The organism is Roseivirga thermotolerans (assembly GCF_014653175.1).
Classification (GTDB): Bacteria; Bacteroidota; Bacteroidia; order Cytophagales; family Cyclobacteriaceae; genus Roseivirga; species Roseivirga thermotolerans.
The window spans coordinates 1,027,142-1,045,983 of sequence record NZ_BNAG01000001.1; the positions used below are offsets into that span (position 1 = coordinate 1,027,142).

An 18,842-nucleotide genomic window follows, 5' to 3' on the forward strand; every position below is an offset into this window, starting at 1 on the left:
TTTGTTTTCATAATCATTTGCCCTGCTATATGTGAAAATTGTACCAAGGCAAGTTTTTGAATATTTTTAAGACATTATGTCTGTTTTTTGTTTAATCGAAGCATAATTGAAGACATAATGACAGTGTTTGGTCGAATAAATCAACTATGAGATGAGTAATTGATTGCATATTTTAGGCATTTTAACTCCCTATGGAATCGAACAGAAAACAGCTGCTAAGAGCGCTTGGACCGGGCATTTTGTTTGCCAGCACCTGTATAGGTGTTTCTCATTTGGTGCAGTCTACCCGGGCCGGAGCCGATTACGGCTTTCAACTACTTATTTTTATTGTACTTGCCAATTTGTTTAAATATCCCTTCTTTGAATTTGGCAGTCGATATGCAGGGGCCACAAAAAAAAGTATTCTGGAAGGGTACAAACAAGAGGGGAGTTGGGTGTTGTGGGTTTATTTCTTGCTGAGTCTGGCTTCAATGTTTACGGTTACGGCTGCCGTTACATTTGTTACGGCAGGAATGCTTAACAACCTAATGGGTTGGAGGTTAGATCCTACCTTGGTTTCGGGCCTTATTTTGGTTTTTTGTACGCTGGTGTTGGCTATAGGAAGATATAGTTTGCTGGACAGCCTGCTCAAGGTTATTGGTTCTGTGCTGCTTATTTCTACTCTTACAGCCTTTTTTGGGGTGTTGTTCAAAGGCCCTATAGAACCTGTAGCAGGCTTCGTTCCTAAGGAGCTTATGGAACGGGAAGGTGTCATTTTCCTCATTGCCCTAATGGGGTGGATGCCCACGGCTGTGGATCTTTCTACCTGGAATAGCCTTTGGGCCGTAGAGCGAATGAAGCAAACCGGCTACCAAACCAAAATGCGCGAAGTACTTTTCGATTTTAACTTTGGTTACATTGTCACGGCCGTGCTGGCTCTTTGTTTTCTAACTCTGGGAGCATTTGTTATGTATGGGTCAGGTACTGAGCTATCTAGCAATAGCACCGTGTTTTCCGATCAGGTAGTGAAGTTATATACGAACGCATTGGGTGGTTGGGCTTACCTTATAATTGCTATAGCCGCGTTTTCAACCATGTTTAGTACTACTATTACCGTGGTCGATGGCTTCGGAAGAGCTATGGGAGAGACTCTTCGGCTGCTTTTCTTTAAAACTACAGCCATTAGAACCCTTTACACAATTATGATGGTATTGGTGGCAGCTATTTCATTCTTGTTCATTCTTGTACTCTCCTCCAACCTAAAGGATCTGGTAGATTTGGCCACTACACTATCGTTTGTCATCGCGCCTGTATTTGCTTTTATCAACTATAAGGTGATCATGTCCGATCAGATTGAACAAGCCTACAAACCCAAAGGGTGGCTCAAAGTGCTGGCAATTTGCGGCCTGATTTTCCTTACTCTTTTCGCAATTATCTATCTGGCTGTATATTTTGAGCTGATTTCCCTCTGATTTTTTTGAAAATCTGCTCAAAGCTTTTGGTTTATATTTTCGCATCTGCTAATATTGCACACCCATTCGCAAGATGAGCGAATGAAATACAAAATTCCTCCTTAGCTCAGTTGGTTAGAGCATCTGACTGTTAATCAGAGGGTCCTTGGTTCGAGCCCAAGAGGAGGAGCTCAAAGAGTAAGGCTGGCAAATTTGCCGGCCTTTTTCGTTTACATAAAACACACCACCTACATACTGTATTCTCCTGGAATAGACCGATACGATATTGGCTACACCTCATCATTTTCAGACCGACTGAGTTTTCATAACGATGGTGCCCGGAACAAGATATGGACAAAGCGAGGTATTCCCTGGGAGGTTTATCTGACTGTTGAAGGACTGGAAAAGTCAACGGCCCGCAAGCTAGAGCTGCACCTGAAAAAGATGAAATCGAGGAACTATTTAAAGGAGCTAAAGCAAAACCCGAAGAAGCTGGAAGAGCTTCTGTTAAAATTGAGTTAGAGCTTCTGATCCCGATTTATCGGGAAGGGTCCTTGGTTCGAGCCCATGCCAACGAGTGTTCCCCCTTGGCTTTTGCCTGATTTCGAATATTATACTAGAGCAAAACCGATAATCGTTATCTTCACGTCATGCTAAAGAAGCTATTGCTTTTAGGTTTAATTGCTGCTGTTTCGGCTTGCGGAGGGATCAATCAGGTGTTGGCTCCGGCTAAAGAGGAGGTAGATCCTGATAAGCCCAATATTACTTTGGAAGATGAAAAGTCTGCTAAGGAAGACTCCATTCCCGATGCTGAACTTAAAGTGAAGAAGAACTTCTTCTTTGGAGAGAAAACAAAAAAGGCATTTACTGCCTATCGCGACCGAAACACAGAGGACTACAGGCTATTCAATGTATTACCAGAACCTATACAGGTTGATCGTTATGTTCAGGAAATCTTCTATCACAACACTGAGAGAGACGCAGTTACTAAAGTGCAAGGTAGAGGCCAAACGCTGGCGCGGGTATTGCACGGTCCTTATGAACGGCTTGTGAATGACGTGGTGGTAGAGAAAGGCCAATTTATTTATGGAATGAAACATGGCACTTGGCTTTATCAGAGAAAAGACTCAACCCTTTATGACAAAGAACACTATGTAAAAGGGTGGCTTAGAGATGCCAAGATCACCTATTATGATGAAGACACCAAAACCAAAGTCAAAGAGGTAATTCCTTATCAATACGGAAAAAAGGAAGGGTTCTATTATCTGTTTTTTGAGAGTGGAAATATAGCCGTTAAAGGGCAATATGTGTTCGATCAAAAGGTGGGTGTCTGGGAAGAGTTCCACAATATACCAGGGGTAGTGGTTCAGAAACGTCAAATCCAATATCCATCCAACTTCTACGACTGGGATTTTGAGCCCTACATTATGAGAGAATGGAACAGAAATTCTCAGACCGTATACGTTTCGCCCAAGATCAGGCCTCAATAGAATGCGTCTTTAAGATGTTCAATATCTGTGGTCTCTTTATTGATAAGTACGGCTACAATATCGAAGCGAATGTCTCCCTTCCAGGCATGCTCAATTACATAATTTTCGGCAGCTCTGATAATGGCTTTTTGCTGGTTTTGAGAAACAAACTCTTCGGGAAAACCAAATTCAACCGATCGTCTGGTTTTAACTTCAACAAAAACCAAAAGATTATCTTTCCGGCAGATCACATCAATTTCTGACTTTTTATGCCTGAAATTTCGCACAACAATTTCATAGCCATGGCTTTGTAGAAAGCTGCAGGCTAAATCTTCTCCTTTTTTGCCAAACGTTTGCATGGATAAGACATTCGTGGAACTTAATTTAGGTAAATATTTGAACTAACTTCATCGCTCAAACCTGTGAAACCATGCTTGAGAATATAAACCCAACTACAACTGCAGCCTGGCAAAAGCTTTCGGAACATGCGCAGGAAATGAAAGAGGTCCACATGAAAGAACTCTTCCGGGCCGATCGTAATCGTTTTGAAAGGTTTTCTTACAGACTCGGAGATATTTATATAGACTATTCAAAGAACCTGTTAACAGAAAAAACACTTCAGTTACTTCTGGAATTAGCAGAGGAGTGCAAGGTTAGAGAGGCTGCTCAAGCTATGTTTAAGGGGGAGAAAATCAATGTTACGGAAGACCGGTCAGTACTCCATATTGCACTCAGAAACCGCAGCAACCGCCCCATAAAAGTAGCTGACACCGATGTAATGCCGGAAGTTAATGCGGCATTAGAAAAGATGCGTCTGTTTGCAGATAAAATAACAGGGGGCAAGTGGTTGGGCTATACGGGCAAGCCTATTAAGAACATTGTAAATATTGGTATTGGAGGGTCTGATTTGGGGCCAGTTATGGTTACAGAGGCCCTAAAACCCTATGCTACCTTTGGCATCAAACCCTACTTTGTTTCAAATGTAGATGGAACCCACCTTGCCGAAGTGTTGAAGCAGGTAGAGGCAGAAGAAACTCTTTTTATGATTGCCTCCAAAACCTTTACTACTCAAGAAACAATGACTAACGCCCAGTCGGCCAAAGACTGGTTTATTGCACAAGGAGGAAGTGCTTCTGACGTGGCCAAGCACTTTGTGGCTCTTTCTACCAATGCCGGTGCTGTAGCCGACTTTGGTATTGATACCCAAAATATGTTTGAGTTTTGGGACTGGGTAGGTGGCCGTTACTCGCTTTGGTCTTCCATTGGCCTTTCTATAGCATGCACTATTGGTTTCCGAAACTTTGAAGAGCTCCTGAGCGGTGCACACTCCATGGACGAACACTTTTTAAATGCATCGCCAAGCGCGAATATTCCGCTGATTCTGGCACTGATTGGAATTTGGTATGGTAATTTTTTCGGGAGCGAGTCTGAAGCCATTCTCCCCTATGACCAATACATGCATCGATTTGCCGCTTACTTTCAGCAAGGTAATATGGAGAGCAACGGCAAGTCGGTTGATCGAAATGGAAATAAAGTTAGCTACCAAACAGGCCCCATTGTTTGGGGAGAACCTGGAACCAACGGTCAGCATGCCTTTTACCAACTCATTCACCAAGGCACTAAGTTAATCCCTTGCGATTTTCTGGCTCCGGTCGTGAGCCATAACCCAATTGGAGACCATCATTTAAAACTGCTTTCCAATTTTTTTGCTCAAACTGAGGCCCTCATGAATGGCAAGTCTTTGCAAGAAGTAGAAGCAGAACTAAAAGCTCAGGGCAAAACACCAAAAGAAATAGAACAGCTTGCCCCTTTTAAAGTCTTTGAGGGGAACAAGCCCACCAACAGTATTCTTTATAAAAAACTTACTCCGTTCGTTTTAGGAAGTCTCATTGCTATGTACGAACATAAGATTTTTGTGCAGGGTGTAATCTGGAACATCTATAGTTTCGACCAATGGGGGGTAGAGTTAGGCAAGGTGTTGGCCAAAAAAATTCTACCCGAGCTTAAGTCACATAGGCAGGTCTACAGCCACGATTCATCGACCAACGGTTTAATTAATGTCTTCAAAAGCTATAGAAATTCATGAGCAAGAGATACCTGTACCCATTAAAATTTGAAACCATTTTTAAAGAGAAAATTTGGGGTGGAACAAAAATAAGGGATGTTCTGGGTAAGGATTTTTCTCCACTGAAAAACTGCGGTGAGACCTGGGAAATCTCAGGAGTGAAAGGTAATCTATCCAAAGTAGCCGAAGGAGTGTTGGCCGGAAGCACCTTGCCGGAGTTGATAGAGGAGTTTAAAGGCGATTTGGTGGGAGACAAGGTGTATGAAGCTTTTGGTAATGAATTTCCATTACTGGTCAAATTTATCGATGCCGCACAAGACCTGTCCATTCAGGTACACCCCGATGACAAGCTGGCCAAAGAGCGCCACAACTCATTAGGCAAGTCAGAAATGTGGTATGTTTTTCAGGCCGATCCCGGGTCAAGCCTTATAAGTGGCTTTAAGAGAGAAACCAACCGCGAAGAGTATTTGCAATACCTGAACAGTGGCAAACTCACCGAGTTATTAAACCGGGAACAGGTGCACCCTGGAGATTGTTTCTACCTGCCCGCAGGCAGGGTGCATACCATAGGAAAAGGGCTTTTGTTGGCCGAAATACAACAATCTTCAGACATTACCTACCGTATATATGACTTCGATCGAGTAGACGATGAAGGGAACAAAAGAGAATTACATACCGACCAAGCCCTCGATGCCCTCGATTACAACGCCTACTCAGATTACAAAACTCCATATAAGAAGCGCCTCAATGAGGTAGTTCCACTGGTCGATTCCCAGTACTTTCAAACCAATTTATTAGAGTTTACAACCGGTATAATTCGTGAGCATTATGAGCGCGATTCCTTTGTTATTTACACCTGTTTTGAGGGTGAGGCTGAATTGCAGACAGAGGGATTAACTACAAATATTTGTATGGGAGATGCAGTTTTATTGCCACGAAAGTTCAAAGAAGTGCATATTAGGGCCAAATCGGGTTTCAAAATGTTGGAAACTTTCATGCCTTAGTCTATTTTTGGAACATGGCTGGTAAGAAGAATATGAAAAAGTTCTCGGCCACGTTCCTTAATTTGAAAGACAATAGCGTGGTCAAGACAGAGTTTCTTGCGCGAAATCAAACTTCTGCCCTGAGGAAAGCCAACAGACAAGTGACGAAAAACGTTCGTGTATTATCTGTAGAGCTTATTGGAGAGGGACAGAATGAGGCCTAAATTAGCGTGCATATGTGGCCGATGACGCGTGAATCATGAGTATTCTTCAGAATAAGAGAGTTGAGGTAATTAACCTGGGTAAGGAAGATTACCAAAAAGTATGGGATTATCAGGAGTCGATCTTTAAACAAACTATTGATCGCAAAATTGCTAATCGCAAGCAGGAAGACTATACCCTTTTGCTACCTACAGAAAACTATCTCATATTCTGTGAGCATCCTCATGTATACACTCTAGGGAAAAGTGGTTCGTTGGATAATCTGCTTCTTGATGAAGCAGGGTTGAGAGAACATCATGCCCAATTTTATAAGATTAACAGAGGCGGTGATATCACATATCACGGTCCGGGGCAGCTTGTTGCCTATCCGATTCTGGATTTAGAAAATTTCTTTACCGATATCCACAAGTATTTAAGGTTTTTAGAAGAAGCTGTAATTCTTACTATGGCCGATTTTGGCATTAGTGCCGGACGAATAGACGGGCTTACCGGAGTATGGGTAGATTTTGAAGAAGGGGCAGAAAACCCCAGGAAGATTTGTGCCATGGGAGTAAAGTCGAGCCGCTGGGTAACAATGCACGGACTAGCCCTTAATGTAAATACCGATCTCTCCTACTTCGGCCATATCATACCCTGCGGCATAGACGACAAAGCCGTAACCTCAATGCAGGCTGAGATTGGACAGGAGATAGATATGGCTGAAGTTCAGAACAGTCTCCAAAACCACATTATAGCCACTTTTGGTATGGAGCTTGGGCAATGAGAACCAATCGAACATACCTCTTAGTGCTTACGCTACTTTTCACTTTGGTGGTATGCGGAATAGCTCTTCAAAAAAAGAAATCCACCACCCCGCACATTGCCACCGCAGATAAGCACAGGGGAGTTTGTTGGGTTGCAGGCCCCTATCCAATCGATTCGGCCAGCATAGCAGAATTGGTGCAAAACAATGTGAACTGGATTTCTCAAACGCCATTTGGCTGGCAGCGAGAGCACAACTCTCCGGATATTGGAACACAGATTGGAAGTCAAACCGGTTGGTGGGGAGAAAGAGACGAAGGCCTTAGGCAAACCACCCGACTGGCCAGGGAGCAGGGCATTAAGACTATACTCAAACCGCATATTTGGCTTCGCGATAGCCAGGGCAAGTGGCGTGGTGAAATAAGCATGCAGTCAGAAGAAGACTGGCAGAAGTGGTTTGCCAATTACGAGCAATTCATTTTGCACTACGCTCAATTGGCCCAGGAAGAAGGCATAGAAATGTTGTGCATTGGCACAGAACTGCACAGAACCTGTGTAGAACGGGAAAATGATTGGCGACAGCTGATCGAAAAGATTAGAAACGTATATACAGGAGAGCTTACCTATGCTGCCAATTTTGCCGATGAATATCAAGACGTGGCCTTTTGGGATTTGTTGGATTATATTGGCGTGCAAGGATACTTTCCTGTAGCACAAAACGAAAACCCCACCATTCAGGAAGTGGAAGAAGGATGGCAAAAGCACCTCTCTCAACTAAAGGCTGTTTCTGCAAAGTATCAGAAGCCGATTCTCTTTACCGAGATTGGGTATAAGAGCACCAAAGATGCTGGCATTGAGCCTTGGCAGTGGCCACAACGGATGCCTTTTGAAAATAGAGAAGCCATACATTCTGAAGAAGCCCAGGCCAACTTATATACAGGAATGTTTCGTGCTCTAATGGATCAACCCTTTATAGCAGGCTTTCACCTTTGGAAATGGTACCCTAAAGTGTCTCAATTGGAAGAACGCAGCCGAAGCAGACGTAATCCTGACGATGGTCGCTTCAACATTGATTTTACTCCCCAACATAAAAAGGCCCAGCAAGTGATGAAACACTTTTATGGGCAGATGAACCAATAGCCTTTACTATTTTTGTGGCATGCGCAAAGACATAAAAATGCCTGAGGTTACAGGAGTAAAGGTTTGTATAGCCAAGTCGGTGAACAATTTAGGTGAGAGCGAATGGCACGTATACCTTATTAACCAAAACCTAATAGAGCTGAACAACGTGATGGTGGTCTCTAAGGGTTTTGAGTCAAAGTCGGCAGATGCACGCAAAACCTCTACTCTCAGACACATGATTGAAAAAGTTCAAGAGCAATCGGTAGCCAAAATAGAAAGCATTTCTCCTGAAGTGTTTGGCTTTTTCAATGAGTTTTGGGTTAGTTACTATATCATGAATCAGGTGTTCGATAAGAAATTCGTGATTCAGCCCTTTCATGAATTTGAACTAGAGCAAATTCAAGAGTTAGATCTGCCAGGTAAATACGCCACTTGATATTGCCTCGATTATTTCTAAATTAATCGACTCTATGAAGGTTAATGATCTTAAACACATACTTTTTCTGGATATTGAAACCGTAGCCGAGAAGGCTTCTTTCCATGATTTAGACCAGAGAAAACAAGAGCTTTGGGCAAAAAAGTCTTCTTTTTTTCGTGAGGCAGAACACCACAGCCCTGAAGAACTTTATAACAAGGCCGGTATATATGCCGAATTTGGAAAGGTTGTGGTTATTTCGGTTGGTTACTTCTCGCAACTAGAGCCACAACCGGAGTTTCGGATTACCGCTTTTGCCGATCACGATGAAAAGAAAGTGTTACAGCAAACGGCCGATTTACTCAACGGCCATTTCAATCACAAAGAAACAAGGCTTTGTGCTCATAACGGCAAGGAGTTCGATTTTCCCTACATGGCCAGGCGTATGCTCATTCATGGTATAGCCTTGCCCAATGCATTGCAACTATCAGGTAAAAAGCCTTGGGAAATAAACCATCTGGATACCCTGGAGTTGTGGAAGTTTGGAGACTACAAGCACTTCACCTCACTCGACCTTCTGGCTGCTATATTTGAAATAGAAAGCAGTAAAGACGATATTGACGGTAGTCAGGTAAACGAAGTTTACTACAAAGCCAGCGACTTAGAGCGTATTACAGAATATTGCAAACGCGATGTTTCAGTGCTTGTGCAAGTCTTTTTAAAGCTCAATCAGTTGCCGCTACTCAAAGAAGAAAATATCATTATGGTTTAAGTACGGTAACAACCATAATTAGCATTATTAAAACTAACTTTAAACTGCACCATAACAATCATTCATGGGCCGAAAAAGAAAAGGAATACCACCTCAGGATTCTTCAGTTACAAAACGAGCTGCCAAGCAAATTGAGCCTATTGTTTTAGAGTTTCTTAACCGTACGCCCGGAAGAGGCTATCAGATAAAACAAATTCTCAAAGGGCTAAATATTAGAGACGCCAAATCAAAAGGCATAGTTACCGAGGTAATTTTCAGGCTGGAAGATTCGGGCAAAATTAAAAAACTGAGAAATGGCTCCTATGCTGCTGCCGGAGAAATGACCACCATTACCGGAGTAGTAGACTACGTAAATGCACGTTTTGCTTACGTAGTGCCTGATGATGGAGAAGAAGATAACGATGTATGGATAGCCAGAGAGGATCTGTTGGGAGCCTTAGATGACGATAAAGTAAAAGTAGTGCTTAAGCCCACGCGGCATGGAAAAAGTAGGGAAGGAAAAGTAGTAGAAATCCTAAGTCGTCATCGCAATCAGTTTGTCGGACGCATAGAAATGTCTACCCGATATGCCTTTGTAATTCCTGACTTTAAAAAGATGTTTCACGACATCTACATTAAGTATGAAGACCTCAACGGAGCTAAGCACAATGATAAAGTGCTGGTTGAAATTACTGAATGGCCCGAGCGCGACAAAAAGCCTGAAGGGGTTGTAAAGCGTGTTTTAGGAAAGGCAGGAGAGCATAATGCAGAGATTCATTCCATTATAGCCGAATTTGGGTTGCCCCTGGAGTTTCCCGATGCTGTAGAAGCCGAAGCAGAGGCCATATCCGATAAAATTACTAAAGCAGAATTGACCAAAAGAAAGGACTTTCGTCAGGTTACAACCTTTACCATAGACCCTGAAGACGCCAAAGATTTTGACGATGCCCTTTCATTACGAATGTTAGATAATGGCAACTATGAGGTAGGCGTACATATTGCCGATGTAACCCATTATGTGGCCCCAAAATCTAAACTGGAAGATGAGGCCATTGAGCGTGCCACCTCTGTTTATCTGGTAGACCGTACCATACCCATGCTGCCCGAAAGGCTCTCTAACGGACTTTGCTCCCTCAGACCCAATGAGGAGAAGCTTACCTTTAGTGCTGTTTTTGAGCTCGATGCTAATGCCGAAATTAAGAAGCAATGGTTCGGCCGAACCATTATATATTCCGACAGGCGCTTTACTTACGAAGAAGCCCAGGAAAGAATAGAAAAACAAGAAGGCGACTTTCAAGAAGAAATAAATCTGCTGAATAAGCTCGCCAGAATTCTCCGGAAGAAACGATTTCAGAGCGGTGCAGTCAATTTCGAAACCGTAGAAGTAAAGTTTCAACTAGACGAAAAGGGCACCCCGCTAGGCATTATTCCTAAAGAAAGAAAAGAGGCTCATATGCTCATTGAGGAGTTTATGCTCTTGGCCAACAAAAAAGTTGCAGAGTTTGTCTACAACAAGGGGAAGTCAGGAAACCCGCTCACCTTTGTTTATCGAACCCACGACAATCCCGATCCGGAAAAACTAGATACATTCGCCAACTTTGCCAGAAGGTTTGGTCATACACTCGATTTTGAGAAAGGCGGTATTTCCAAGTCGCTTAATGGTCTGATGGACAACATTACCGGAAAACCCGAGCAAAACGTACTGGAGCAGCTGGCTATTCGCAGCATGGCCAAGGCCAAATATACTACAACCGAAAAAGGACACTTTGGCTTGGCATTTCCACACTACACCCACTTTACCTCACCCATTCGAAGATACCCCGATATGATGGTGCATAGGCTATTGCAGCACTATCTGGACGGGGGGAAATCGGCCGATAAAGAAGCCTATGAAGAGCTTTGTGTTCATTCTTCCGAACGTGAAAAGCGCGCGGCCGATGCTGAAAGAGCCTCCATTAAGTACAAGCAGGTAGAGTACATGTCTATTGTAGAAAAGAAAGACTTTGCCGGTATAGTGAGCGGTGTTACCGAATGGGGTATTTATGTAGAAATTACAGAAACAAAATGCGAGGGAATGGTTCGTATTTCCGATATGTCAGACGATTTTTACGAGTTCGATGAACAAAACTATCGTGTGGTGGGTAGAAGAAACAAGCGAATGATAAGCCTGGGCGATAAGGTGACCGTACGAGTAAAGGCAACAGATATTGATCGCAGGACTATCGACTTAATTTTTGTAGATGATGACAAATGATTTTAAGGCCCTTGCAGGCCTGATCAATAATAGGCTAAGCCAGATGTCCTATGGCAACCAGCCTATAGAACTTTACGAACCCATTCGGTATATCATGTCTTTAGGAGGTAAGCGCCTACGTCCGTTGTTGGTGCTCATGTCTTATCAACTGTTTAAAGACAACCCCGAAGAAGTGCTCGATCAAGCCTTGGCTGTAGAGGTTTTTCACAACTTTACCCTCATGCACGATGATATAATGGACGATGCCCCTCTGCGCAGAGGCCAGCAAACCGTGCATGAGAAATGGAATAGCAACACAGCCATACTTTCGGGCGATGTAATGCTGGTTAAAGCCTATGATCTTTTGATGGATTCGCCAGGCAACTTAAAAGATATTATTAGAGCCTTTAATGCTTGTGCTGCAGGTGTGTGCGAAGGCCAGCAATTCGATATGAATTTTGAGCACCTACCACAGGTAACCGAAGCCGACTACCTTAATATGATCAGGTTAAAAACAGCGGTCTTGTTAGGTTTTAGCCTGGAATTGGGCGCTATGCTCGCAGGGGCAAAGCCTTCGGAGAGCAAAGCCTTGTATGATTTTGGTGTTGATGTGGGCATAGGCTTCCAGCTTAAAGATGATCTGCTAGACGTATATGGCGACCAGAAAAAGTTCGGAAAACAAGTAGGTGGAGATATTCTTTCTAATAAGAAGACTTTTCTGCTGTTGAAGGCTCTGGAGTTGGCCAATCCTACCCAATTACAAGTGTTGAGTCACTGGTTAAGTCAAACAAGTTTTGATGCCAACCAAAAGGTAAAAGAAGTTACGGCCATCTATGATCAAATAGGCATAAAAGAACTCACCCTTGCAAAAATGAACGAGTACTTTGCCAAGGGTTTTGAGAGGCTCGGTGCCATAGATGCAGCTCCTGAGCGAAAAGAAGTGTTGCGCACCTTTACCCAGTATCTAATCGATAGAGAGAAATAATGCAGGTTACGTATGGTTTAATGGTGGTTATAGGTTTGGTTTCTTACCTAGCCTGGAAGCGCTCCGAGCTTCAGTCCAGGCTACTACTCAATCCTTATGAAACCTATTATCAAAAGCAATACTGGAGGTTGCTTACTTCCGGCTTTGTACATAATGGTCCGCTGCACTTGTTTCTCAACCTGTTCACGCTGTACTTTTTTGGAGCAGCCATAGAGCAAATATTTACAATATTCTTTCAGGAACAAGGTATACTGCTTTACCTTGTGCTATTCTTCACGGCAATAATAGTGGCCAATGTGCCAACTATGCTTAAGCACAAAAACAACCCGAGATACAACTCCCTGGGAGCTTCAGGAGGTGTTTCTGCGTTGGTGTTGGCCTTTATTCTTTTCGATCCGCTGCGTCAGTTGTGCCTGTACCTGTTCATTTGTCTTCCCGGCTATATTCTGGGGGCTATTTTCATTGCCTACTCCATTATAATGGGGCGCAGGGGCAGAGATAACATTAACCACGATGCCCACCTTTGGGGGGCTGTTTTTGGAGTTATTTTCGTGCTGCTTCTCAGGCCTTCTACCGTAATTGCCTTTCTGGATCAGGTGTTTTTGAAATAGAGGCAACAACCTAATCGCATTCAGGGGGCTGGGTTGTAAAGTAAGCAAGGGAGCTGCCAGCGGGCAATAAAAAACCCTGACTTCTTTCGAAATCAGGGTCTAAAAAATCTATCAACCTAACCTTATGCTTCTCCGCCTTCTCCTTCGAAAGGAAGCACAGAAACATAAGATCTGTCTTTTCTGCCTTTTCTAAACTCCACAACACCGTCTGTCAGGGCAAATAAGGTGTGGTCTTTACCAATACCTACGTTTTTACCCGGGTGATGCTGAGTACCTCTTTGTCTTACAATGATGTTGCCGGCTACTGCAGCCTGACCACCATATATTTTAACGCCAAGTCGTTTACTTTCCGACTCTCTACCGTTTTTCGAACTACCGACTCCTTTTTTATGTGCCATGGTATTCTCTTATTTTGAAATTTTTTCGATCAATACTTTCGTGAAATTCTGACGGTGACCATTCTTCACCTTGTAACCTTTTCTTCTTTTCTTTTTGAAGACGATTACTTTGTCACCCTTTACATGTCCGATGATCTTACCGGAAACTTTGGCACCCTTTACTACCGGGGCACCCACTTCTACTTTACCTTCATTGTCGAGCAATAATACTTTCTCGAACTCTACGGAAGCGCCTTCTTCGCCCTCCATCAATGGAGCATACACGAATTGGTCTTGCGTTACTTTGAACTGCTTTCCTGCTATGTCTACAATTGCGTACATTATAAATGTATTTTTCAAAAACGGACTGCAAAGGTAACGGAATAATCGCGAATAACAAACCAAATAGCGATGATATATGCAAGCGATTTTCCAATATTAAATTTTCATTTTTTTTCGCCTTTGCATACGTCAAAAAAAGGAATAAGTCTTACTCCAATCATAGGAGTTTAACTCTCTTTTGTACAATCAGTTATATCAACGTATGAAACAGCTTTCATGCGTAAAATGACTAAAGTTTTCGCATTGATTTTTCAGCCCCTTTTTGTAATATTTGTTTCAGGTTACGACCCCAATAAACAACCTATTATCTGGCTGGGCTCCTACTCCAAAGAGTATCAAGGAATTAGCCAGAAACCCTGAAAATTAAATAGGATTTGCTGCTAATCTTAGGATAAGTAGCACTTGTTTTTTGAAGAACATGAGTTCTTCAACGTGACCTTTTTTATTTCAACCCCAAATAAAAGAAGTAACATGAGCGAATTGACTACCGCAGTAGAGGAACCGTTATTGAAGGAGAACAAAGACCGCTTTGTACTATTTCCTATTCAGCACGATGACATTTGGCAGTTCTACAAAAAAGCTGAAGCCAGCTTTTGGACAGCAGAAGAGATAGACCTTCATCAGGATTTGTCTGACTGGAACGATAAGCTCAATGACGATGAGCGTTACTTTATTAAACACGTGCTGGCCTTCTTTGCCGCGTCTGATGGTATTGTGAACGAAAACCTGGCCGAGAACTTTGTGAATGAAGTACAGTATACGGAGGCCAAATTCTTCTATGGTTTCCAGATTATGATGGAAAACATTCACTCAGAAACCTACTCGCTGCTTATCGATACATATATCAAAGATCCGGTTGAGTCTGATAAGCTGTTTCATGCCATTGAAACTTTCGATGCCATTAAGAAAAAAGCCGACTGGGCTCTGAAGTGGATAGAGTCTCCTTCTTTTGCGGAGCGACTCATTGCCTTTGCAGCAGTTGAAGGTATTTTCTTTTCCGGAAGCTTCTGCTCTATCTTTTGGCTCAAGAAACGTGGCCTAATGCCGGGCCTTACTTTCTCTAACGAACTTATTTCGAGAGATGAAGGCCTGCACTGTGACTTTGCCTGTCACCTGCACAACAACCACCTCATTAACAAGGTGCCTGAAGAAAGAATTAAGGAAATTATAATTGATGCTTTAGATATAGAAAGAGAATTCATTACAGAGTCACTTCCTGTTAGACTTATTGGTATGAATGCCGACCTAATGGCTCAATACCTGGAGTTTGTTACCGACAGACTGCTGGTAGAGCTGGGATGCAGCAAAGTATATAACTCTACCAATCCGTTCGACTTTATGGAAATGATTTCACTGCAAGGCAAAACCAACTTCTTTGAAAAACGAGTTGGTGAATACCAAAAAGCAGGTGTAATGAAAGACAAGGATGATTCGGGTAATTCGCGAACCCTTTCATTCGATGACGATTTCTAGAATTTTTTAAAATCACCCCCAAACCCCAATAAATATGTTAGTAGTAAAAAGAGATGGTAGACGAGAGTCTGTCAAATTCGACAAAATTACCGCTCGGATAGAAAAACTATCCTACGGCCTGGACCCCAGCTTTGTTGAACCTATCGATGTAGCTAAAAAAGTAATCGAAGGACTTTATGATGGTGTGAGCACCCAGGACCTGGACAACCTGGCGGCCGAAATAGCTGCCACCATGACGGTGAAGCACCCTGACTATGCAAAACTTGCGGCCAGAATAGCCATTTCTAATCTGCATAAAACCACGAGTAAGTCATTCTCCAATACCATGAAGAGGCTCTACACCTATGTGGACCCTAAAACAGGAGAAAATGCACCGCTTATCTCAAAAGAAACCTATGGCGTTATAAAGAAAAATGCCGCCCTGCTAGACTCTACCATTATTTATGACAGAGACTTTAGCTACGACTACTTCGGGTTTAAAACCCTGGAGCGTTCGTACCTCATGAAGCTCGATGGAAAGATTGTGGAAAGACCACAGCACATGCTCATGAGAGTTTCGGTAGGTATTCATGGAGAAGACATGGAAAAGGTAGTAGAAACCTATCACCTGCTTTCAGAAAAATGGTTTACCCATGCCACTCCAACGCTCTTCAATGCCGGTACACCAAAACCTCAGCTTTCGTCTTGTTTCTTGCTTACCATGAAAGACGATAGCATAGATGGCATATATGATACCCTTAAGCAATGCGCTAAAATTTCGCAGTCTGCCGGAGGCATCGGCCTTTCTATTCACAATGTAAGAGCCAAGGGGTCGTACATTAAAGGTACAGGAGGGGTTTCTAATGGTATTGTACCAATGTTGAGAAACTTCGACATGACAGCCCGGTATGTTGACCAAGGGGGTGGAAAAAGAAAAGGGTCGTTTGCCATTTATCTCGAGCCATGGCATGCCGATATTTTCGATTTCTTGGATTTGAAAAAGAACCATGGAAAAGAAGAGCTAAGAGCAAGAGATTTATTCTACGCCCTTTGGATTCCCGATTTGTTTATGAAGCGTGTAGAAGCCAATGAGGAGTGGACATTACTTTGTCCGAATGAGTGCCCCGGTTTGGCCGATACCTATGGCGAAGAGTTTGAAAAGCTTTATGAGAAGTACGAAAGAGAAGGCAAAGGCCGCCAGACTATAAAGGCACAAGACCTTTGGTTTGAGATCTTAGAGTCTCAGATAGAGACCGGTACACCTTATATGCTCTTTAAAGACGCTGCTAACAAAAAATCTAACCAGAAAAACCTGGGAACCATTAAGTCGTCTAACCTCTGTACCGAAATTATTGAATACACCGCACCAGACGAAGTGGCGGTTTGTAACCTGGCCTCTATTGCTCTGCCTAAGTTTGTAGACGAAGAAACCAATACCTACGACTTCCAGAAGCTATATGATGTAACCTACGTGGCCACCAAAAACCTGAACAAGGTAATTGATGTAAACTACTACCCGGTAGAAGAGGCGCGCAACTCCAATATGCGTCACCGACCCATTGGCTTGGGGGTGCAGGGATTGGCCGATGCCTTTATTCTGATGGGTTATCCTTTTGAGTCTGAAGAAGCCCGAAAGCTGAACAGACACATCTTTGAAACCATCTACTTTGCGGCCATGACAGCTTCTAAAGACCTGGCTAAAGTAGAGGGGCCATATGAGACCTTTAAAGGTTCGCCAGTATCTAAAGGAATATTCCAATACGATATGTGGGGCGTAACACCTGATTCCGGCCTTTGGGATTGGGACGGTCTTAAAAAGGAAGTAAAGAAGCACGGAGTAAGAAACTCTCTTTTGGTAGCCCCAATGCCAACTGCCTCTACTTCTCAAATATTAGGAAACAACGAGTGCTTTGAGCCATATACCTCAAACATTTACACCCGAAGAACCCTTTCGGGAGAGTTTGTGGTGGTGAACAAACACCTGATGAGAGACCTTATTAAACTAGGCCTCTGGAATTCCGATATGAAAAACAAGCTTATTGCCGCTAAGGGGTCGGTTCAGGCTATTCCGGAAATTCCGCAAAACATAAAAGACCTGTACAAAACAGTTTGGGAAATCTCTCAAAAGGCCATCATCGACATGTCGGCCGACAGGGGAGCATATATCTGTCAGTCGCAGAGTCTTAACATACATATCCAAGACCCGAACTTTGGTAAAATGACTTCTATGCACTTCTATGCTTGGAAGAAAGGGTTGAAGACAGGTATGTATTACTTAAGATCCAGAGCAGCAGCCGATGCTATTCAGTTTACTGTAGATAAGCAGGCGGCCTCCGCACCAACAGCCGAACAAATGGCCAAGAATGCAGCCGACATGGCTTGCTCGCTCGACAATCCGGATGCATGCGAAGCATGCGGTAGTTAGTATGTATGGGGTTGATTACTACTAACCTAGAACCCTGACGGCAACGTCAGGGTTTTTTTATACCTTCCTATTGATGGTGACATGGCCCAATAGGACTACCTTATTTATTTATTTTTCGACTATCCAACCGCAACTTCAATGGGTGTATGATCTTCAGCCCAACCTTCCGTTACAACATCTCCTATATTTCCACCAAGGCAGACCGTCTCAACTATTTCGGATTCGTTAGTGTGCTTTTATACCGTAGCATAAGCCTTATAAATATCAGGGCCACATCCATCTGAGTGAGTGCCTCATTGGCTGCACCGATACACTTTTTAAATACAGGTTCATGACAAGGCAGTCGATGATTGATAACCGGGATTTAAATTAGTATTTGCAACAATGTTGCATTTAATTAAAAATGCAGCTAACATTGTGCATGAATAAAACGGTTAAGACGTCTTCTTTTCTGGACAATTGGGGCATTGGTATTTCGTTCATGTGTTCTTTGCACTGCGCGGCCATGCCCCTTGTTTTTCTTACACCCCTATGGGCCGGACTCAGTACCTCCTGGCTTGAGCAGGGTGAGCTGTGGCTTTTTGTAGTTGCCGCTCTGGTAGGTACCGTATCTATAGGGCATACTTACAGTAAGTGTAAAGATGTGATGCCCGGGGTCTTGCTCCTCATGGGTCTTTCTTTTGTAGTTGCAGGAAGTGCTTTTGAAGCAATATGGACGGAGTCTGTGTTCCGCGTTTTGGGTTCACTTTTACTAATAGGCGCACATGTGAGTAACAAACGGGTACAGAAATCGGTGGGCCAATGAGATTTATCTTATTGCTGATTCTGGTGGTAATGGCAGGCCCCAAGCCGGAGGGTTGGCAACTATTCGAGAAGGTTACCTTCAAGCCAAAATACTTTGAAAGCGAGGAGGCTTATTTTGAGGTACCCACCTTTGACAAAAAACTCAAAAGCCTCGAAAATACAGAGATAACGCTCTCGGGTTACTACATACCCCTCGATCTGGACTCGGCCATAGTCATTTCATCATTGCCCTTTAGCACTTGCTTCTTCTGTGGCGGAGCAGGCCCCGAAACGGTGGCAGAAGTTCAGTTAAAGACAAGACCAAAAGCCCTGCTTCCCGACCAGATTGTTAAGGTGAAGGGCAAGCTAAAGTTGAATGATTCTGATGTCACACACATGAACTTTATTTTAAAGGAGGCCACACTGATCAAGTAAT

20 protein-coding genes and 1 tRNA gene are annotated in these 18,842 nt (G+C 43.2%); 18 read left to right on the plus strand and 3 right to left on the minus strand.

Annotation, left to right across the window (positions count from 1 at the left end; all coding sequences use genetic code 11):
- The first annotated feature begins 191 nt into the window (after positions 1 to 191).
- From IE164_RS04380 to IE164_RS04395, 4 genes are all read left to right on the plus strand, one after another.
- On the plus strand, positions 192 to 1,451 hold the full coding sequence (locus tag IE164_RS04380; protein WP_189628957.1) for an NRAMP family divalent metal transporter: 1,260 nt from the start codon (positions 192 to 194) through the stop codon (positions 1,449 to 1,451).
- A 95-nt stretch (positions 1,452 to 1,546) separates the two neighbouring features.
- Positions 1,547 to 1,620, plus strand: a tRNA-Asn gene (locus tag IE164_RS04385).
- Positions 1,621 to 1,643: 23 nt separating this feature from the next.
- Positions 1,644 to 1,952 (plus strand): GIY-YIG nuclease family protein, encoded by a 309-nt coding sequence (locus IE164_RS04390; protein ID WP_189628958.1) that lies wholly within the window; start codon positions 1,644 to 1,646, stop codon positions 1,950 to 1,952.
- A 128-nt stretch (positions 1,953 to 2,080) separates the two neighbouring features.
- A complete protein-coding gene (locus tag IE164_RS04395) occupies positions 2,081 to 2,920 on the plus strand; it encodes a toxin-antitoxin system YwqK family antitoxin (protein WP_189628959.1) in 840 nt (279 codons plus the stop codon).
- Here the strand turns inward: IE164_RS04395 and IE164_RS04400 are convergent.
- Complete coding sequence (locus IE164_RS04400; RefSeq protein ID WP_189628960.1) at positions 2,914 to 3,258, minus strand: YraN family protein; 345 nt, start codon at positions 3,256 to 3,258, stop codon at positions 2,914 to 2,916. The genes IE164_RS04395 and IE164_RS04400 overlap by 7 nt on opposite strands.
- A 71-nt stretch (positions 3,259 to 3,329) precedes the next feature.
- On the opposite strand from IE164_RS04400, the gene pgi reads away from it, so the two are divergent.
- From pgi to IE164_RS04450, 10 genes are all read left to right on the plus strand, one after another.
- Positions 3,330 to 4,985: a glucose-6-phosphate isomerase gene (gene pgi, locus IE164_RS04405; protein WP_189628961.1), complete on the plus strand. Its 1,656-nt coding sequence runs from the start codon at positions 3,330 to 3,332 to the stop codon at positions 4,983 to 4,985.
- The gene (locus tag IE164_RS04410; protein ID WP_189628962.1) at positions 4,982 to 5,968 is read left to right on the plus strand and encodes a type I phosphomannose isomerase catalytic subunit; all 987 of its coding nucleotides are present in this window, start codon (positions 4,982 to 4,984) and stop codon (positions 5,966 to 5,968) included. The genes pgi and IE164_RS04410 overlap by 4 nt, the downstream gene beginning before the upstream one ends.
- Positions 5,969 to 6,000: 32 nt before the next feature.
- Entirely contained in the window at positions 6,001 to 6,171 is a 171-nt protein-coding gene (locus IE164_RS04415) for a hypothetical protein (protein WP_189628963.1), read from the plus strand.
- A gap of 35 nt (positions 6,172 to 6,206) precedes the next feature.
- The gene (gene lipB, locus IE164_RS04420; protein WP_189628964.1) at positions 6,207 to 6,932 is read left to right on the plus strand and encodes a lipoyl(octanoyl) transferase LipB; all 726 of its coding nucleotides are present in this window, start codon (positions 6,207 to 6,209) and stop codon (positions 6,930 to 6,932) included.
- Complete coding sequence (locus IE164_RS04425; RefSeq protein ID WP_229838521.1) at positions 6,929 to 8,050, plus strand: glycoside hydrolase family 113; 1,122 nt, start codon at positions 6,929 to 6,931, stop codon at positions 8,048 to 8,050. Before lipB ends, IE164_RS04425 begins: the two co-directional genes overlap by 4 nt.
- 19 nt (positions 8,051 to 8,069) lie before the next feature.
- The gene (locus IE164_RS04430; protein ID WP_189628965.1) at positions 8,070 to 8,468 is read left to right on the plus strand and encodes a hypothetical protein; all 399 of its coding nucleotides are present in this window, start codon (positions 8,070 to 8,072) and stop codon (positions 8,466 to 8,468) included.
- Positions 8,469 to 8,502: 34 nt separating this feature from the next.
- A complete protein-coding gene (locus tag IE164_RS04435; protein WP_189628966.1) occupies positions 8,503 to 9,219 on the plus strand; it encodes a 3'-5' exonuclease in 717 nt (238 codons plus the stop codon).
- A gap of 64 nt (positions 9,220 to 9,283) precedes the next feature.
- Entirely contained in the window at positions 9,284 to 11,452 is a 2,169-nt protein-coding gene (gene rnr / locus IE164_RS04440) for a ribonuclease R (protein ID WP_189628967.1), read from the plus strand.
- Entirely contained in the window at positions 11,442 to 12,416 is a 975-nt protein-coding gene (locus IE164_RS04445) for a polyprenyl synthetase family protein (RefSeq protein ID WP_189629292.1), read from the plus strand. Before rnr ends, IE164_RS04445 begins: the two co-directional genes overlap by 11 nt.
- Positions 12,416 to 13,027: a rhomboid family intramembrane serine protease gene (locus IE164_RS04450; RefSeq protein ID WP_189628968.1), complete on the plus strand. Its 612-nt coding sequence runs from the start codon at positions 12,416 to 12,418 to the stop codon at positions 13,025 to 13,027. The genes IE164_RS04445 and IE164_RS04450 overlap by 1 nt, the downstream gene beginning before the upstream one ends.
- A 122-nt stretch (positions 13,028 to 13,149) precedes the next feature.
- Here the strand turns inward: IE164_RS04450 and rpmA are convergent, their stop codons facing one another.
- Positions 13,150 to 13,425, minus strand: coding sequence for a 50S ribosomal protein L27 (gene rpmA, locus IE164_RS04455; protein WP_189628969.1), 276 nt, complete (start codon positions 13,423 to 13,425; stop codon positions 13,150 to 13,152).
- 9 nt (positions 13,426 to 13,434) lie between these two features.
- Complete coding sequence (gene rplU / locus IE164_RS04460; RefSeq protein ID WP_189628970.1) at positions 13,435 to 13,746, minus strand: 50S ribosomal protein L21; 312 nt, start codon at positions 13,744 to 13,746, stop codon at positions 13,435 to 13,437.
- 471 nt (positions 13,747 to 14,217) lie between these two features.
- On the opposite strand from rplU, the gene IE164_RS04465 reads away from it, so the two are divergent.
- The 4 genes from IE164_RS04465 (at position 14,218) to IE164_RS04480 (ending at position 18,841) form a co-directional block, all read left to right on the plus strand.
- Entirely contained in the window at positions 14,218 to 15,219 is a 1,002-nt protein-coding gene (locus IE164_RS04465; protein ID WP_189628971.1) for a ribonucleotide-diphosphate reductase subunit beta, read from the plus strand.
- A gap of 34 nt (positions 15,220 to 15,253) precedes the next feature.
- Complete coding sequence (locus IE164_RS04470; RefSeq protein WP_189628972.1) at positions 15,254 to 17,623, plus strand: ribonucleoside-diphosphate reductase subunit alpha; 2,370 nt, start codon at positions 15,254 to 15,256, stop codon at positions 17,621 to 17,623.
- Positions 17,624 to 18,044: 421 nt separating this feature from the next.
- Positions 18,045 to 18,428 (plus strand): MerC domain-containing protein, encoded by a 384-nt coding sequence (locus IE164_RS04475; protein ID WP_189628973.1) that lies wholly within the window; start codon positions 18,045 to 18,047, stop codon positions 18,426 to 18,428.
- Positions 18,425 to 18,841, plus strand: a complete 417-nt coding sequence (locus IE164_RS04480) for a hypothetical protein (protein ID WP_189628974.1) — start codon at positions 18,425 to 18,427, stop codon at positions 18,839 to 18,841. The genes IE164_RS04475 and IE164_RS04480 overlap by 4 nt, the downstream gene beginning before the upstream one ends.
- The last annotated feature ends 1 nt before the right edge of the window (position 18,842 follow it).

Bases quoted from the DNA above. Each gene is read 5' to 3' on its own strand.
- IE164_RS04475 (WP_189628973.1), top strand. From the start codon at position 18,045: ATGAATAAAACGGTTAAGACGTCTTCTTTTCTGGACAATTGGGGCATT.
- IE164_RS04435 (WP_189628966.1), top strand. From the start codon at position 8,503: ATGAAGGTTAATGATCTTAAACACATACTTTTTCTGGATATTGAAACC.
- rnr (WP_189628967.1), top strand. From the start codon at position 9,284: ATGGGCCGAAAAAGAAAAGGAATACCACCTCAGGATTCTTCAGTTACA.
- IE164_RS04400 (WP_189628960.1), bottom strand. From the start codon at position 3,258: ATGCAAACGTTTGGCAAAAAAGGAGAAGATTTAGCCTGCAGCTTTCTA.
- IE164_RS04480 (WP_189628974.1), top strand. From the start codon at position 18,425: ATGAGATTTATCTTATTGCTGATTCTGGTGGTAATGGCAGGCCCCAAG.
- lipB (WP_189628964.1), top strand. From the start codon at position 6,207: ATGAGTATTCTTCAGAATAAGAGAGTTGAGGTAATTAACCTGGGTAAG.
- IE164_RS04450 (WP_189628968.1), top strand. From the start codon at position 12,416: ATGCAGGTTACGTATGGTTTAATGGTGGTTATAGGTTTGGTTTCTTAC.
- IE164_RS04415 (WP_189628963.1), top strand. From the start codon at position 6,001: ATGAAAAAGTTCTCGGCCACGTTCCTTAATTTGAAAGACAATAGCGTG.
- IE164_RS04430 (WP_189628965.1), top strand. From the start codon at position 8,070: ATGCGCAAAGACATAAAAATGCCTGAGGTTACAGGAGTAAAGGTTTGT.
- IE164_RS04445 (WP_189629292.1), top strand. From the start codon at position 11,442: ATGACAAATGATTTTAAGGCCCTTGCAGGCCTGATCAATAATAGGCTA.
- IE164_RS04470 (WP_189628972.1), top strand. From the start codon at position 15,254: ATGTTAGTAGTAAAAAGAGATGGTAGACGAGAGTCTGTCAAATTCGAC.
- IE164_RS04425 (WP_229838521.1), top strand. From the start codon at position 6,929: ATGAGAACCAATCGAACATACCTCTTAGTGCTTACGCTACTTTTCACT.
- rpmA (WP_189628969.1), bottom strand. From the start codon at position 13,425: ATGGCACATAAAAAAGGAGTCGGTAGTTCGAAAAACGGTAGAGAGTCG.
- IE164_RS04380 (WP_189628957.1), top strand. From the start codon at position 192: ATGGAATCGAACAGAAAACAGCTGCTAAGAGCGCTTGGACCGGGCATT.
- pgi (WP_189628961.1), top strand. From the start codon at position 3,330: ATGCTTGAGAATATAAACCCAACTACAACTGCAGCCTGGCAAAAGCTT.
- IE164_RS04465 (WP_189628971.1), top strand. From the start codon at position 14,218: ATGAGCGAATTGACTACCGCAGTAGAGGAACCGTTATTGAAGGAGAAC.
- IE164_RS04395 (WP_189628959.1), top strand. From the start codon at position 2,081: ATGCTAAAGAAGCTATTGCTTTTAGGTTTAATTGCTGCTGTTTCGGCT.
- rplU (WP_189628970.1), bottom strand. From the start codon at position 13,746: ATGTACGCAATTGTAGACATAGCAGGAAAGCAGTTCAAAGTAACGCAA.
- IE164_RS04410 (WP_189628962.1), top strand. From the start codon at position 4,982: ATGAGCAAGAGATACCTGTACCCATTAAAATTTGAAACCATTTTTAAA.